The following is a 14,616-nucleotide window of genomic DNA, read 5'->3' on the forward strand; positions in this document are numbered from 1 at the left end:
TGTGATCCTGAGGGGCCTCTTGTGGAGACCTTGGGAGAAACTATGCAGGGCGTATGCCGTAGGCAAGGGGCATGTCGCAGTGGGGGCGGGAATGGCGATGCAGCTGTATGTTGTTGTCGCATTTCTATAAATATGCGGGGAAAACATGGCGAAGCGCCGCTATCGTCTGATAACGGCGCTGCTTCTGTTTGTAGCAGTTTTCACGGCATCTGCACTTCAATCACCCCGTCGGCGTTGATGTTGACCTGGCTGGTGCCTGCTTCGATCTCCGGTGTCACCGGCGCATCCATCATCGCAGCGCCTTTCATCGCTTCCATGCGCATCGGCATGGGGCGCTGGAAACCGCCGCTGTTGAGGTTCAGGCTGACCAGCTTGTAACCGCTGCCACCCAGCGCTTCAGTCGCCAGCTGGGCGCGGGCTTTGAACGCGGCCACGGCATCCTTGAGCAGGGCATCTTCGTGGGTCTTGCGGGTGTCGTCGGCGATACTGAAGCTCATGCCGCCCATCTTCAGGGTTTGCAGCATATCCCCGGTGAGCTTGGACAGGGCGCTGAAGTCGGCGCTTTCCAGGCGCAGCTCTGCGCGCTCGCGCCAGGCGGTGATTTTCTGCCCCTTGTCGTCGTAGACCGGGTAGCTGTTACGGCTGCCGGAGGCAACGCTGATGCCTTTGACCTTGCGCGCCTGGGCGATGCTGGCGTTGAGGGTCTTGCTGATTTGCGCGGCGAGGGCGGCGGGATCGCTGTCCTGGGCTTCGCTGTAGAGGGTGACGTGCATCAGGTCGTGGGCGATTTCCTGATTGACCTCGGCGCGCAGGGAAACCTGGTTGTAACGCGCTTCTTCGGCCATGGCGCTGGCGCTCGACAGGGCGGTGGCGCTGAGCAGCAGGGCGGCGGCGAGGCGGGACAATGGCAGCATGACGATTCCTTAATGTGATGGGCGCATGGGTTATGCGCGGCTTTCCAGAGGGTAGACGTAGCCGTTCGACTATTCGGGTTAAATCCGGTTCATTACCAGGCTCGCCGGGCCACGCCCCTAGGGTGCGCCGTGGGCACCGGCATCCGGCGTCGTGACCTGGGTTATTCGCTGCGCGCTACACTGCCGGCATGCGCCAGCCACCCAGCTGCGGCGTGTTGCCGCAGCTGGGGGCACAGTGGCTTGGTTATACTCCTGCCGCTCGTTGACCGAGCATTTTTTGGAGAGCCCATGCTCGCACCCGTGCAGTTGCTGTCGGCCAGTCGGCAAAATCTCTGGCGCCTGACCCTGATCCGTATTCTGGTGCTGGCCGCCCAGGCCGGCTCCGTGGGCCTGGCTTACAAGTCCGGGGCGCTGCCGTTGCCCTGGCAGGAGTTGAGCGTCACCCTGGCGGTGTCGCTGGTGCTGTGCCTGCTGACCGCCCTGCGTCTGCGCGGTCCCTGGCCGGTGACCGAGCAGGAGTACGCGGTGCAACTGGGCTGCGACCTGGTGATCCACAGCGTGCTGCTGTACTACTCGGGCGGTTCGACCAACCCCTTCGTCTCCTATTACCTGGTGCCGCTGACCATCGCCGCGGCGACTCTACCCTGGCTTTACACCATCACCCTGTCCGGCCTGGCGCTGGCCGGCTATACCTTTCTGCTGGTCTGGTCGCACCCCCTGGACCTGCCGCCAGGGCCGCGGGAAAGCCTGCTGATCTACGGTATGTGGCTGAGCTTTGCCCTGGCCGCCGGCTTGATCACCTTCTTCGTCGCCAAGATGGCCGAAGAGCTGCGCCATCAGGAAGAGTTGCGCGCCGAGCGCCGTGAGGAGGGGCTGCGCGATCAGCAGTTGCTCGCCGTAGCGACCCAGGCCGCCGGTGCCGCCCACGAGCTGGGCACGCCGCTGGCGACCATGAGCGTGCTGATCAAGGAGCTGCGCCGCGAACATCAGGAGCCGACCCTGCAGGAGGACCTGGCGGTGCTGCAGGAGCAGGTCAAACTGTGCAAGGAAACCCTGCAACACCTGGTGCGCGCCGCCGAGGCGGACCGACGTCAGGCGGTGATCGAGCTGTCCGCTGGGGAGTGGCTGGAAGCGGCCCTCAATCGCTGGCACCTGATGCGTCCCGAGGCCAGCTACCGCTACCAATGCCTGGGGCGTGGCGCGGTGCCACGGATGATGCCACCGGCCGACCTGACCCAGGCGCTGCTCAACCTGCTGAACAACGCCGCCGACGCCTGCCCGGACAACCTGGATATCCGTCTGGACTGGGACCACCAATGGCTGCGCCTGAGCATCCGCGACTTCGGCGCGGGCGTGCCGCTGGCGATTGCCGAGCAGCTGGGGCGGCCGTTTTTCACCACCAAGGGCAAGGGTTTCGGCCTGGGCCTGTTTCTTAGTCAGGCCAGCGTCACCCGTGCCGGCGGCACGGTTAAACTGTATAACCACGAAGAGGGCGGCACGCTGACCGAGCTGAAGTTGCCGCGCGCCTATGGCCGAGCCTAAGGAATTACCCGAATGAGCGACGAAGTGCTGTTCGAAGGCGAAGAACAACCCCATCTGCTGCTGGTCGATGACGACCCGACCTTCACCCGCGTTATGGCTCGCGCCATGAGCCGTCGCGGCCTGCGGGTGTCCACCGCCGGCTCCGCCGAGGAGGGCCTGGCCCTGGCCGAGCAGGATCTGCCGGACTACGCCGTACTGGATCTGAAGATGGAAGGCGACTCCGGCCTGGTGCTGCTGCCCAAGCTGCTGGAGCTGGATGCCGAGATGCGCGTGGTGATCCTCACCGGTTACTCGAGCATCGCCACCGCGGTGGAGGCGATCAAGCGCGGGGCCTGCAACTACCTGTGCAAACCGGCCGATGCCGACGATGTGCTGGCCGCGCTGCTGACCCAACATGCCGACCTGGACACCCTGGTGCCGGAAAACCCGATGTCGGTGGACCGCCTGCAGTGGGAGCATATCCAGCGCGTGCTGGCCGAGCACGAAGGCAACATCTCCGCCACCGCCCGCGCCCTGGGCATGCACCGGCGTACCCTGCAGCGCAAATTGCAGAAGCGCCCGGTGCGTCGCTGAGGGTCGCTAGGGGCTATTTCTCACGGGTGGAAGGGTGCTGAAAGCTTTCCTGTAAATAGCCTTGCTATTATTAGCCCCCTAAGTAAATCGCTTGGCAGGGGCCGTTATGCTCGCCGTCGTTCAGCAAACCATCAGCGTCACGGCTCCAGTGTTCTCCATGCTGTTTCTCGGTGTGGTGCTCAAACGCCTGGGGTTGGTCGATGTGGCTTTTATCAATACCGCGTCGACCCTGGTGTTTCGCGGCACGCTGCCCACGCTACTGTTTCTCGGGATAATCAAGGCGGACCTGAGCGCGGCGCTGCAGCCGGCGCTACTGCTGTATTTTGTGCTGGCTACCCTGGGTTGTTTCCTGCTGGCCTGGGCTTGGTCGGTCTGGCGTTGTCCCAAGGCTGACCGAGGCATCTACACCCAGGGCGCGTTTCGCGGCAATAACGGCATTGTTGGTCTGGCGCTGGCCACCAGCATATACGGCGATTATGGGCTGTCAGTCGGTGCGGTGCTTGGCGGTGTGGTGATCCTCAGCTACAACATTCTGTCGGCGATTATCCTGGCGATCTACAGCCCACAGGCAAAAGCCGATGTCTGGAGTGTAGGCAAGAGCATCGTCAGCAATCCCTTGATTATCGGGGTGCTGGCGGCGATTCCATTCGCGGCCTGGCAGATACCGCTGCCCGCCTGGCTGCTGACCTCGGCAGGCTATTTTGCCCAGATGAGCCTGCCGTTGGCACTGATCTGCATAGGTGCCACGCTGACTCTGGATTCCTTGCGCCAGGGCACTGGGATGGCTATCAGTTCGAGTCTGATGAAAGTGCTCTGGTTGCCCGTGCTGGCCACACTGGGGGCGGGGTTGTGTGGGTTTCGCGGTGCAGACCTTGGCATCCTGTTTCTCTACTTTGTCAGCCCAACAGCGGCAGCCAGCTTTGTCATGGCCAAGGCGGTAGGGGGCAATTATCAATTGGCCTCGGCGATTATCGTTATCAGTACGTTGGCCTCGGTGATTACCACCAATCTGGGGCTCTTGTTGCTGCAGTGGGTGGGGTGGCTCTAGTACGACGGCACAATACGCAGCCATAAAAAAGCCGACGTTCGCGTCGGCTTTTTTATGGCTTAGGCTTGCTGATATTCGTCGATCACTTCCTGCGCCGCACGGAAGGCGTCGATGGCCGCCGGCACGCCGGCATACACCGCGCAGTGCAGCAGGGTTTCGCGGATCTCCGCCACCGTGCAGCCATTGTTCAGTGCGCCGCGCACGTGGCCCTTGAGTTCCTGCGGGCATTTCAGTGCAGTCAGGGCCGAGAGGGTGATCAGGCTGCGGGTCTTGCGGTCCAGGCCTTCGCGGGTCCAGACGCCGCCCCAGGCATGCTCGTTGACGAAATCCTGCAGCGGCTGGGTAAAGTCGCTGGCGTTGCCCAGGGCGCGGTCGACGAAGGCATCGCCCATCACCTCGCGGCGCACCTTGAGGCCTTGTTCACGGCTATCGCTCATCGGTTAAACCTCCTGGCCACGCTGCCTGTGCCAGGCACGCCCGGCAATGACCACCAGGGTCACCGCGGTCAGCGGCAGCACGTAGCCGAGCATGGCCTCGCCAAACACTTCGGCGAAGGGGCGGCCGGTCGACGACAGCACCAGGTAAACCGTATAGGCCACGTAGTAGGCGAGGAACAGCAGGCCTTCCCAGCGGTTGATGCGGTAGCCGGAAAAGAAGATCGGCAAGCAGGCCACGCACACAGCGATCATTACCGGGAAGTCGAAGGCCAGGGCGTTGGTCGCGACGTTGATCGCCTGTGGTGAGGTCAGCGAGGCCAGGCCCAGCACGCAGAGCAGGTTGAAGATATTGCTGCCGACGATATTGCCCACAGCGATATCACGCTCGCCCTTGAAGGCGGCAATGATCGAGGTGGCCAGTTCCGGCAGCGAGGTGCCGATGGCGATCACGGTCAGGCCGATCACCAGTTCCGACAGGCCGAGGGCGCGGGCCAGGCTGACCGCGCCTTCGACCAGGAAATTGGAACCCACCACCAGCAGCACCAGGCCGGCGATCAGCAGGCCCAGGTTGATCGCCCAGGCATGGGGCTTGGCCGGCTGATCGAGGCCGAACTCCTTGACGAATTCATCATCCTCGGCGGCGACCGTCTGCTCGCGGCGCGAGCTGATAATCAGGAAGGCGGTATAGCTGACCACTCCGGCAAACAGCAACGCTCCCTCGAGGCGGCTGAGGCTGCCGTCCCAGGCCAGGGCGTAGACCACCAGGCTGGCCCCGATCATGATCGGCACATCGAGACGAATCAACTGGCGCGAGACGATCAGCGGCGCGACCAGGGCGGTCATGCCCAGGACCAGCAGTACGTTGGCGATATTGCTGCCGATCACGTTGCCAATCGCCAGGTCGCCACTGCCGTTATAGGCCGCCTGTACGCTGACGGCGGTTTCCGGGGCGCTGGTGCCGAAGGCCACCACGGTCAGGCCGATAATCAGCGGCGGAATGCCGAACTGGGCGGCCAGCTTGGCCGCGCCGCGCACCAGCACTTCAGCGCCGGCGACCAGCAGCACCAGGCCGGCGATCAGGTAGACAAAGGTCATCAGGGTCATTGCAAGGGGCTCCAGAAAAGTGGCGCTAGTTTAATCATCCCGAGTTGGGCTGCCAGTGGGGCTGCAGCTTTATTTGTGTCTGCGTTTGCCGTGCGGACGCTGCAGCCCTGAAACTCTGGGGCTTCGGCTTCGGCTTCGGCTTCGGCTTCGGCTTCGGCGGCAGGCGTGGAGGTGATGTCGTGGGCGCTATGCCGGGGCGGCCTGGTGATGCTCGGCCAGCGCCGGTTCAGTCCGCCAGTTGCTGTACCCGCACCGGCACCACGCCGGCGCGCAGCATGTCGAGGCGCTCGGCGGCCTTGTGCGACAGGTCGATAATCCGCCCCCTGACAAAGGGGCCGCGGTCGTTGATGCGCACCACCACCTGTGTGTCGTTGTGCAGGTTGGTCACCCGCACCCGGGTGCCAAAGGGCAGGCTGCGATGGGCGGCGGTCATGGCGTGCTGGTCGAAGCGCTCGCCGCTAGCGGTTTTCTTGCCATGGTGACGGGCCCCGTAGTAGGAGGCCTTGCCTTCGGCGCTGTAGCCGCCGGGGTAGAGGCTCTGGCTGGTGCAGCCAGCAAGCAAGGCCAGTGCGCCAAGGATCAGGCCGTTACGGAACCGTGTGGCGGTCCGCAGCCCGGCTGTCATTCGCGGGGCCGGTTGTTCCCGGATTGCATCCGGGCTACGAGTGAACATCGGTCAGCTCCTCCAGAGGGACAGACGCCGGGCAAGCCCGGCGTCATTATCGCGAGTCATTCTGGCCGGTGTTCGCCGGGCCAGCGTATGCGGTTTACCCTTCGAGCTTTTTCTTCAGCAGTTCGTTCACCTGGCCGGGGTTGGCCTTGCCTTTCGAGGCCTTCATGGCCTGGCCGACGAAGAAGCCGAACATCTTGCCGCGCTTGGCTTCGTCGCTGGCCCGGTATTGCTCGACCTGCTCGGCGTTGGCCGCCAGCACCTCGTCGAGCATGGCTTCGATGGCACCGGAGTCGGTGACCTGCTTGAGGCCCTTGTTCTCGATCACTTCGTCGGCCGTGGCGCCTTCGCCGGCAGCCAGGGCCTCGAAGACCATCTTGGCGATCTTGCCGCTGATGGTGTTGTCCTTGATGCGCTGGATCATCCCGCCCAGTTGCGCGGCGGAAACTGGCGACTGCTCGATGTCCAGGTTGTCCTTGTTGAGCAGGCTGGACAGCTCGCCCATCACCCAGTTGGCGGCCAGCTTGGCATCGCCACAGACAGCGTTGACCGCTTCGAAGTAGTCGGCCAGTTCACGGCTGGCGGCCAATACGTCGGCGTCGTAGGCGCTCAGGCCGAACTCGGCTTCGAAGCGTGCGCGTTTCTGTACCGGTAGCTCCGGCAGGGTGGCGCGTACTTCGTCGAGGAAACTCTGTTCGATCACCACCGGCAGCAGGTCCGGGCAGGGGAAGTAACGGTAGTCGTTGGCTTCTTCCTTGCTGCGCATGGAGCGCGTCTGATCCTTGTTCGGGTCGTACAGGCGGGTTTCCTGCACCACCTTGCCGCCGTCCTCGATCAGTTCGATCTGCCGCTGAACCTCATGGTTGATGGCCTTTTCGATAAAGCGGAACGAGTTGACGTTCTTGATCTCGGCGCGGGTGCCGAACTCGGCCTGGCCCTTGGGGCGTACCGAAACGTTGCAGTCGCAGCGCAGCGAGCCTTCGGCCATGTTGCCGTCGCAGATGCCGAGGTAGCGCACCAGGGCGTGGATCGCCTTGACGTAGGCCACGGCTTCCTTGGCCGAGCGGATGTCCGGCTCGGAGACGATTTCCAGCAGCGGCGTGCCGGCACGGTTGAGGTCGATGCCGCTCATGCCGTGGAAGTCTTCGTGCAGGCTCTTGCCTGCGTCTTCTTCCAGGTGCGCGCGAGTAATGCCGATGCGCTTCTGGCTGCCGTCTTCCAGGGTGATGTCGAGGAAGCCCTTGCCGACGATGGGGTCGTCCATCTGGCTGGTCTGGTAGCCCTTGGGCAGGTCCGGGTAGAAGTAGTTCTTGCGGGCGAAGACGTTCTTGCCGGCGATTTCGGCATCGATGGCCAGACCGAATTTGCAGGCCATGCGCACGGCCTCGGCATTCAGCACCGGCAATGTGCCGGGCATGCCCAGGTCAACCAGGCTGGCCTGGGTGTTGGGCTCGGCACCGAAGGCGATGGCGCTGGCGGAAAAGATCTTCGATTGGGTGCTGAGCTGGGCGTGAATTTCCAGCCCGATTACGGTTTCCCATTGCATGCGTGTCGTCCTCAGAATCCAGCCGGAGCTTGTGTGTGCCAGTCAGTAACCTGTTGGTACTGGTGGGCGACGTTGAGCAGGCGGCCTTCCTGGAAGTAAGGGGCGAGCAGTTGCACACCCACCGGCAGGCCGTCGACGAAGCCGGCAGGCATCGACAGACCGGGGATGCCGGCGAGGTTGGCGGTGATGGTGTAGATGTCTTCCAGGTAGGCGGCGACCGGATCGTTGTTCTTCTCGCCGAGCTTCCACGCCAGGTTCGGCGTGGTCGGGCCGAGGATCACGTCGACGTCATTGAAGGCAGCGACGAAGTCGTTCTTGATCAGGCGGCGGATTTTCTGTGCTTTCAGGTAGTAAGCGTCGTAGTAGCCGGCGGACAGCGCATAGGTGCCGACCATGATGCGGCGTTTGACCTCGGCACCGAAGCCTTCGCCGCGCGAGCGCTTGTACAGGTCTTCCAGATTGACCGGGTTCTCGCAGCGATAACCGAAGCGCACGCCGTCGAAGCGCGACAGGTTGGAGCTGGCTTCGGCCGGGGCGATCACGTAGTAGGCGGGAATCGCGTGCTGCATATTCGGCAGGCTGATGTCCTTGACGGTCGCGCCGAGCTTTTTCAGCTCTTCGACCACGCTCATCACCTTCTCGCCAATGCGTGCATCCAGGCCGGCACCGAAGTATTCCTTCGGCAGGCCGATGCGCAGGCCGTTAAGCGGCTGGCTCAGCGCGGCCAGGTAGTCGTCCACCGGCTGATCGACGCAGGTCGAGTCTTTCGGGTCGAAGCCGGCCATGGCCTGCAGCATCAGCGCGCAGTCCTCGGCGCTGCGCGCCAGTGGGCCGCCCTGATCGAGGCTGGAGGCGTAGGCGATCATGCCCCAGCGCGAAACGCGGCCGTAGGTCGGCTTGATCCCGGTGAGGTTGGTCAGCGCCGCCGGTTGGCGGATCGAACCGCCGGTGTCGGTGCCGGTGGCGGCCGGCAGCAGGCGCGCGGCCACCGCTGCCGCCGAACCACCGCTGGAGCCGCCGGGCACGCGGCTCAGGTCCCAGGGGTTGTTCACGGGGCCGTAGTGGCTGGATTCGTTGGCCGAGCCCATGGCGAACTCGTCCATGTTCAGCTTGCCCAGGGTCACGGCACCGGCGGCGGCGAGTTTTTCCACCACGGTGGCGTTATAGGGGGCCTTGAAACCTTGCAGGATCTTGGACGCGCAGCTGGTCAGCACATCTTGGGTGCAGAACAGGTCCTTGTGGCCGATCGGCGCGCCGAGCAGGGCACCGCTCTCACCACCCGCGCGGCGGGCGTCGGCGGCCTTGGCCTGGCCGATGGCCAGATCTTCGGTGACGCTGATAAAGCTGTTGAGCTGCGAGTCGAGTTGCTGAATGCGCGCCAGCAGGCTGCGGGTCAGTTCTTCGGCGGAAAATTGCTTGTCGGCGAGTCCGCGGGCGATCTCGGCCAGGGTCAATTGATACATGGCTAGGCGGTTTCCCTTACTCGATGACTTTCGGAACCAGATACAGGCCGTTCTCGACGGCCGGGGCGATGGCCTGGTAAGCCTCGCGCTGATTGACTTCGGTGACCTGGTCGGCGCGCAGGCGCTGGGTGGCTTCCAGCGGGTGGGCCAGGGGTTCGATGCCGTCGGTATTGACCGCCTGCATCTGGTCGATCAGGCCGAGAATAGTGTTGAGCGTCTCGGTGGTACCCGGAATATCCGCCTCATTCAGGCCCAGTCGGGCCAGATGGGCGATCTTTTCCACTTCGGAGCGTTCAAGCGCCATCAGGTTTCTCCCTCTATAAGGCAGCGCAATCGCTTGGCCACCTATGGAAATGTGCACGAGTTGACCTGCATGCAGGTGCAGGGAACGGATAGTGGAAGCTGGCGGTCAAAGGCCGCGATGATGGGCCTTAAAGCCCGGAAAAACAGCCAATCTAACATATTGGTGCCTTGCTCAAAATCCCTGTCGTTGTTAGAGTTTGCCGCACTTTTTTACCCACGCGTTGCCTAGGGTCCCTATCCCATGTTCAAAAAACTGCGTGGCATGTTTTCCAGTGATCTTTCGATCGATCTGGGCACTGCCAATACCCTGATTTATGTCCGCGAACGCGGCATCGTGCTGAACGAGCCGTCGGTCGTCGCCATCCGTACCCATGGCAACCAGAAGAGCGTGGTGGCGGTCGGTACCGAAGCCAAGCGCATGCTCGGTCGTACCCCAGGTAATATCGCCGCCATTCGCCCGATGAAGGACGGCGTCATCGCCGACTTCAGCGTCTGCGAGAAAATGCTTCAGTACTTTATCAACAAGGTTCACGAGAACAGCTTCCTGCAGCCGTCGCCGCGCGTGCTGATCTGCGTACCCTGCAAATCCACCCAGGTAGAGCGTCGCGCCATCCGTGAATCGGCCCTCGGTGCCGGTGCCCGTGAAGTGTTCCTGATCGAAGAGCCGATGGCCGCCGCCATCGGTGCCGGCCTGCCGGTTGAAGAAGCCCGCGGTTCGATGGTCGTCGATATCGGCGGCGGTACCACCGAAATTGCCCTGATCTCGCTGAACGGCGTGGTTTACGCCGAGTCCGTACGGGTTGGCGGCGACCGTTTCGACGAAGCCATCATCACCTACGTGCGGCGCAACTACGGTTCGCTGATCGGCGAGTCCACCGCCGAACGGATCAAGCAGGAAATCGGCACCGCTTACGCCGGTGGCGAGCTGCGTGAAGTCGACGTGCGTGGCCGTAACCTGGCCGAAGGCGTACCGCGCAGCTTCACCCTCAACTCCAACGAAGTACTGGAAGCCCTGCAGGAATCCCTGGCCACCATCGTCCAGGCGGTCAAGAGTGCCCTCGAGCAGTCGCCGCCGGAGCTGGCCTCGGATATCGCCGAGCGTGGTCTGGTACTGACCGGCGGTGGCGCGCTGCTGCGCGACCTGGACAAGCTGCTGGCCCAGGAAACCGGCCTGCCGGTGATCGTCGCCGAAGATCCGCTGACCTGTGTGGCCCGTGGCGGCGGCAAGGCTCTGGAAATGATGGATCGCCACACCATGGACCTGCTGTCCAGCGAGTAAGCCCTGGGCGACACGCCGCAAGCTGAATATGTCCCGGCTCGGCCTTGGCTTGTCGCCAGCAACCTGAAGCTTGTGGCTACGAGGAACTCGCCATCAAACCGCTATTCACCAAAGGTCCTTCGCTCGGCGTTCGCCTGCTGGTGTTCACCGTGTTAGCGGTTGCGCTGATGGTGGTGGATGCCCGTTTCGCCGTGCTCAAACCCTTGCGCGCTCAGCTCGGCCTGATCGTCGAGCCGGTGTACTGGCTCGGCCGTCTGCCGGTGACCCTGTGGGAGGGGGCCACCCAGGGCCTGAGTTCGCGTAGCGAGCTGGCCGCCGAGAACGAACGGCTCAAGGCCGAGCAGCTGATGATGCAGCGCCGCCTGCAGAAGCTTGCCGCGCTGACCGAGCAGAACGTGCGCCTGCGCGAATTGCTCAACTCGTCCGCCCTGGTCGACGACGAGGTGCTGGCCACCGAGCTGATCGGTATCGACCCCAACCCTTTCACCCATCGCATCCTGATCGACAAGGGCGCGCAGGATGGCGTGCTGCTCGGCCAGCCGGTGCTGGATGCCCGTGGCCTGATGGGTCAGGTGGTGGAAGTGCTGCCCTACAGTTCGCGGGTGCTGCTGCTCACCGACACCACCCACAGCATTCCGGTGCAGGTCAACCGCAACGGCCTGCGCGCGATTGCCAGCGGCACCGGCAACCCGGAGCGCCTGGAGCTGCGCCACGTGGCCGATACCGCGGATGTCAAGGAAGGCGATCTGCTGGTCAGTTCGGGTCTGGGGCAGCGCTTTCCGGCGGGTTATCCGGTGGCCACCGTGACCGAGGTGATTCACGATTCCGGCCAGCCATTCGCCATCGTGCGCGCCATGCCCACCGCCAGCCTCAATCGCAGCCGCTATATGCTGCTGGTGTTTACCGACCCGCGCTCGCCGGAACAGCGTGCCACCGAGTCGGCGCAGGCCCAGGAAGCCCTGGATCGGGAAATTCTGCAGCAGGCGGGTGCGCCGTCAGTCGCGCCCCCCGTTCCTGGACCGGCTCCTGAAGTGGGGGCTGAGCAATGAGATCGACGCGGGCGAGCAATCTGTGGGTGGTCTGGCTGACCCTGGGCTTTGCCCTGCTGCTCAGCGTTTCGAGCATGCCGCGCTTTATGGAAATGGGCCGGCCGTTGTGGCTGGCGCTGTTTCTGACCTTCTGGGTGCTGGCCTTGCCCCATCGCGTGGGAATGACCACGGCCTGGTGCCTGGGGCTGTTGGCCGACGTGCTGAATGGTTCTCTGCTCGGGCAGAATGCTCTGGTGCTGACCCTGATCACCTTTCTGGTGCTGACTCTGCATCAGCGCCTGCGCATGTTCCCCATGTGGCAGCAAAGCATGGTGCTGTTGGTGGTGTTCGGCCTGGCGCAACTGGTGCAGCTGTGGCTGCATGCGCTGACCGGCAATCGTCAGCCGACCCTCGAGTTCGTATTCCCCGCACTGGTCAGTGCGTTGCTCTGGCCCTGGGTCTGCGCAATCCTGCGTGGGTTGCAGCAACGCATTGGCGTCAATTGAGCAGGGCCTGCGGGCCTTGCGCTTATCCGACAGGGAGAAGTCTGCATGGCCACGCTCTATCTGGCATCCGGTTCGCCGCGTCGACGTGAATTGTTGACGCAGATTGGCGTGCCCTTTCTCAGCCAAATCGTTCCTATTGATGAAAATCCATTGCCAGATGAGCTGCCAGTCGCCTATGTAGAGCGTCTGGCCCGGGCGAAAGCGCAGGCCGGCCTGGCGGCGTTGAGCCGGCCGCAGGATGCCGTGGTGCTCGGTGCCGATACGGCCGTGGTGCTGGATGGGCGTATTCTGGGCAAGCCCGCCGATGCGGCAGAGGCCCGGGCGACCCTGATGGCCCTGTCCGGGCGTATGCATCAGGTGCTTACAGCCGTGGCCCTGGCCAGTCCGGCGCGGGTGGCCGTGCGGGTGGTCAGCAGTCAGGTCAGCTTTCGGCCATTGCGGGCCGAGGAGATCGCGGCCTACTGGGCCAGCGGCGAGCCGCAGGACAAGGCCGGCAGTTATGCGATCCAGGGGCTGGCGGCGGTGTTCGTCAGCCAGTTGCAGGGCAGTTATTCGGCGGTAGTGGGCTTGCCCCTGTGCGAAACCGCCGAGCTGCTCGAAGAATTTGCCATTCCGTGCTGGCAGTCGTTGCCGGTTGACAGTCAAGAGGTTGCGGGGCGCGGGTGATGGCTGGCACGAGTGCCGCCGTCCGGGCTTTCAGCTTGCTTCAGAAGAGATAAGCGCATGAGCGAAGAGATTCTGATCAATATCACGCCGATGGAATCGCGTGTGGCGCTGGTGGAAAACGGCGTGCTGCAGGAAGTGCACGTCGAGCGTACGCAGAAGCGCGGCATCGTCGGCAATATCTACAAGGGCAAGGTGGTGCGCGTACTGCCGGGGATGCAGGCGGCCTTCGTCGATATCGGCCTGGAGCGTGCGGCCTTTATCCATGCCGCGGAAATCTCCAGCCGCGAAGGCAGTGCGGTGGAGAGCATCAGCGCCCTGGTGCACGAAGGCCAGAGCCTGGTGGTGCAGGTGACCAAGGACCCGATCGGCACCAAGGGCGCGCGCCTGACCACCCAGCTGTCGATTCCCTCGCGTTACCTGGTGTATATGCCGCGCACCGCTCACGTCGGCATCTCGCTGAAGATCGAGGACGAAGCCGAGCGCGAGCGCCTCAAGCAGGTGGTGGCCGACTGTGTGGCCGCCGAAGGCATCGAGGAAGCCGGCGGCTTTATCCTGCGTACCGCCGCCGATGGGGCCCGGGCCGAGGAGATCCTCGCCGATATCCGCTACCTGCGCCGGCTGTGGGAGCAGATCGCCACCCAGATGAAGGTCGGCCCGACGCCGCTGGTGATCTACGAGGACCTGTCCCTGGCGCTGCGCACCCTGCGCGACCTGGTCAACCCGAAGATCGAGAAGATCCGCGTCGACTCGCGGGAGACCTTCCAGAAAATCACCCAGTTCGTCGCTGAGCTGATGCCGGAAATCGCCGACCGCCTCGAGCACTACCCCGGCGAGCGGCCGATCTTCGACCTGTACGGCGTCGAGGACGAGATCCAGCGCGCCCTGGAGCGCAAGGTGCCGCTCAAGTCCGGCGGCTACCTGATCATCGATCCAGCCGAAGCGATGAGCACTATCGACGTCAATACCGGGGCCTTCGTCGGTCACCGTACGCTGGAAGAGACCATCTTCAAGACCAACCTGGAGGCGGCCACCGCCATCGCCCGCCAGCTGCGCCTGCGCAACCTGGGCGGGATCATCATCATCGACTTTATCGACATGGAAGACGGGGAGCACCAGCGCCAGGTGCTGCGCACCCTGGAAAAGCAGCTGGAGCGCGACCACGCCAAGACCAATATCATCGGCATCACCGAGCTGGGCCTGGTGCAGATGACCCGCAAGCGCACCCGCGAAAGCATCGAGCAGGTGCTCTGCGAGCCCTGCAGCGCCTGTCAGGGCCGCGGCAAGCTGAAGACCGCGGAAACCATCTGCTACGAGATTTTTCGCGAGATCCTGCGCGAGGCTCGGGCCTATCAGGCCGAGGGCTACCGGGTGCTGGCCAACCAGAAGGTGGTCGACCGCCTGCTCGACGAGGAGTCGGGTAATGTCGCCGATCTGGAGGCCTTTATCGGCCGCACTATCAAGTTTCAGGTCGAGACCATGTACTCCCAGGAGCAATACGATGTGGTGTTGCTCTGAATTCTCGTCTGATTTGTCGGGT

Annotated in this window: 15 protein-coding genes; 8 read left to right on the forward strand and 7 right to left on the reverse strand. The window is 63.6% G+C overall.

The features are described 5' to 3' along the window. Positions 1–200: 200 nt before the first annotated feature. Positions 201–914, reverse strand: coding sequence for an SIMPL domain-containing protein (locus AACY13_RS03260; RefSeq protein WP_339459276.1), 714 nt, complete (start codon positions 912–914; stop codon positions 201–203). A gap of 288 nt (positions 915–1,202) precedes the next feature. Between AACY13_RS03260 and AACY13_RS03265 the strand changes: the two genes are divergently transcribed. The 3 genes from AACY13_RS03265 (at position 1,203) to AACY13_RS03275 (ending at position 4,077) form a co-directional block, all read left to right on the forward strand. Further along, positions 1,203–2,456, forward strand: a complete 1,254-nt coding sequence (locus AACY13_RS03265) for an ATP-binding protein (RefSeq protein WP_339459277.1) — start codon at positions 1,203–1,205, stop codon at positions 2,454–2,456. Between the two features lie 12 nt (positions 2,457–2,468). Next, positions 2,469–3,029, forward strand: a complete 561-nt coding sequence (locus AACY13_RS03270) for a response regulator transcription factor (protein ID WP_339459279.1) — start codon at positions 2,469–2,471, stop codon at positions 3,027–3,029. A gap of 106 nt (positions 3,030–3,135) precedes the next feature. Further along, positions 3,136–4,077, forward strand: coding sequence for an AEC family transporter (locus AACY13_RS03275; protein ID WP_339459280.1), 942 nt, complete (start codon positions 3,136–3,138; stop codon positions 4,075–4,077). A 59-nt stretch (positions 4,078–4,136) separates the two neighbouring features. On the opposite strand, the gene AACY13_RS03280 is transcribed toward AACY13_RS03275, so the two are convergent. The 6 genes from AACY13_RS03280 to gatC all read right to left on the reverse strand — a co-directional run bounded on the left by AACY13_RS03280 (position 4,137) and on the right by gatC (position 9,601). Continuing rightward, positions 4,137–4,514, reverse strand: coding sequence for a carboxymuconolactone decarboxylase family protein (locus tag AACY13_RS03280; protein WP_339459282.1), 378 nt, complete (start codon positions 4,512–4,514; stop codon positions 4,137–4,139). A gap of 3 nt (positions 4,515–4,517) precedes the next feature. Beyond that, entirely contained in the window at positions 4,518–5,618 is a 1,101-nt protein-coding gene (locus tag AACY13_RS03285) for a calcium/sodium antiporter (protein WP_339459283.1), read from the reverse strand. 226 nt (positions 5,619–5,844) lie between these two features. After that, complete coding sequence (locus AACY13_RS03290; RefSeq protein WP_339459284.1) at positions 5,845–6,291, reverse strand: septal ring lytic transglycosylase RlpA family protein; 447 nt, start codon at positions 6,289–6,291, stop codon at positions 5,845–5,847. 94 nt (positions 6,292–6,385) lie between these two features. Further along, positions 6,386–7,834, reverse strand: coding sequence for an Asp-tRNA(Asn)/Glu-tRNA(Gln) amidotransferase subunit GatB (gatB, locus tag AACY13_RS03295; protein WP_339459285.1), 1,449 nt, complete (start codon positions 7,832–7,834; stop codon positions 6,386–6,388). An 11-nt stretch (positions 7,835–7,845) separates the two neighbouring features. Further along, positions 7,846–9,297, reverse strand: coding sequence for an Asp-tRNA(Asn)/Glu-tRNA(Gln) amidotransferase subunit GatA (gene gatA / locus AACY13_RS03300; RefSeq protein ID WP_339459286.1), 1,452 nt, complete (start codon positions 9,295–9,297; stop codon positions 7,846–7,848). Positions 9,298–9,313: 16 nt separating this feature from the next. Further along, positions 9,314–9,601, reverse strand: a complete 288-nt coding sequence (gene gatC / locus AACY13_RS03305; RefSeq protein WP_339459288.1) for an Asp-tRNA(Asn)/Glu-tRNA(Gln) amidotransferase subunit GatC — start codon at positions 9,599–9,601, stop codon at positions 9,314–9,316. 240 nt (positions 9,602–9,841) lie between these two features. Here gatC and mreB point away from each other — a divergent pair, with 240 nt between their 5' ends. The 5 genes from mreB to rng all read left to right on the forward strand — a co-directional run bounded on the left by mreB (position 9,842) and on the right by rng (position 14,594). Continuing rightward, positions 9,842–10,879: a rod shape-determining protein MreB gene (gene mreB, locus AACY13_RS03310; protein WP_108096189.1), complete on the forward strand. Its 1,038-nt coding sequence runs from the start codon at positions 9,842–9,844 to the stop codon at positions 10,877–10,879. Between the two features lie 92 nt (positions 10,880–10,971). Next, positions 10,972–11,928, forward strand: coding sequence for a rod shape-determining protein MreC (gene mreC / locus AACY13_RS03315; RefSeq protein WP_339459988.1), 957 nt, complete (start codon positions 10,972–10,974; stop codon positions 11,926–11,928). Beyond that, entirely contained in the window at positions 11,925–12,413 is a 489-nt protein-coding gene (gene mreD / locus AACY13_RS03320; protein WP_339459294.1) for a rod shape-determining protein MreD, read from the forward strand. Before mreC ends, mreD begins: the two co-directional genes overlap by 4 nt. A 45-nt stretch (positions 12,414–12,458) precedes the next feature. Next, positions 12,459–13,079: a Maf family protein gene (locus AACY13_RS03325; RefSeq protein ID WP_339459295.1), complete on the forward strand. Its 621-nt coding sequence runs from the start codon at positions 12,459–12,461 to the stop codon at positions 13,077–13,079. A gap of 57 nt (positions 13,080–13,136) precedes the next feature. Next, the gene (gene rng, locus AACY13_RS03330) at positions 13,137–14,594 is read left to right on the forward strand and encodes a ribonuclease G (protein WP_339459296.1); all 1,458 of its coding nucleotides are present in this window, start codon (positions 13,137–13,139) and stop codon (positions 14,592–14,594) included. The last annotated feature ends 22 nt before the right edge of the window (positions 14,595–14,616 follow it).

Origin of the sequence: Pseudomonas sp. EA_105y_Pfl2_R69 (assembly GCF_963970915.1) — a bacterium.
Lineage (GTDB): Bacteria > Pseudomonadota > Gammaproteobacteria > Pseudomonadales > Pseudomonadaceae > Aquipseudomonas.

Bases quoted from the DNA above. Each gene is read 5' to 3' on its own strand.
- AACY13_RS03280 (WP_339459282.1), bottom strand. From the start codon at position 4,514: ATGAGCGATAGCCGTGAACAAGGCCTCAAGGTGCGCCGCGAGGTGATG.
- AACY13_RS03265 (WP_339459277.1), top strand. From the start codon at position 1,203: ATGCTCGCACCCGTGCAGTTGCTGTCGGCCAGTCGGCAAAATCTCTGG.
- gatA (WP_339459286.1), bottom strand. From the start codon at position 9,297: ATGTATCAATTGACCCTGGCCGAGATCGCCCGCGGACTCGCCGACAAG.
- gatB (WP_339459285.1), bottom strand. From the start codon at position 7,834: ATGCAATGGGAAACCGTAATCGGGCTGGAAATTCACGCCCAGCTCAGC.
- mreB (WP_108096189.1), top strand. From the start codon at position 9,842: ATGTTCAAAAAACTGCGTGGCATGTTTTCCAGTGATCTTTCGATCGAT.
- AACY13_RS03275 (WP_339459280.1), top strand. From the start codon at position 3,136: ATGCTCGCCGTCGTTCAGCAAACCATCAGCGTCACGGCTCCAGTGTTC.
- gatC (WP_339459288.1), bottom strand. From the start codon at position 9,601: ATGGCGCTTGAACGCTCCGAAGTGGAAAAGATCGCCCATCTGGCCCGA.
- mreD (WP_339459294.1), top strand. From the start codon at position 11,925: ATGAGATCGACGCGGGCGAGCAATCTGTGGGTGGTCTGGCTGACCCTG.
- AACY13_RS03270 (WP_339459279.1), top strand. From the start codon at position 2,469: ATGAGCGACGAAGTGCTGTTCGAAGGCGAAGAACAACCCCATCTGCTG.
- AACY13_RS03290 (WP_339459284.1), bottom strand. From the start codon at position 6,291: ATGTTCACTCGTAGCCCGGATGCAATCCGGGAACAACCGGCCCCGCGA.
- AACY13_RS03260 (WP_339459276.1), bottom strand. From the start codon at position 914: ATGCTGCCATTGTCCCGCCTCGCCGCCGCCCTGCTGCTCAGCGCCACC.
- rng (WP_339459296.1), top strand. From the start codon at position 13,137: ATGAGCGAAGAGATTCTGATCAATATCACGCCGATGGAATCGCGTGTG.
- AACY13_RS03325 (WP_339459295.1), top strand. From the start codon at position 12,459: ATGGCCACGCTCTATCTGGCATCCGGTTCGCCGCGTCGACGTGAATTG.
- AACY13_RS03285 (WP_339459283.1), bottom strand. From the start codon at position 5,618: ATGACCCTGATGACCTTTGTCTACCTGATCGCCGGCCTGGTGCTGCTG.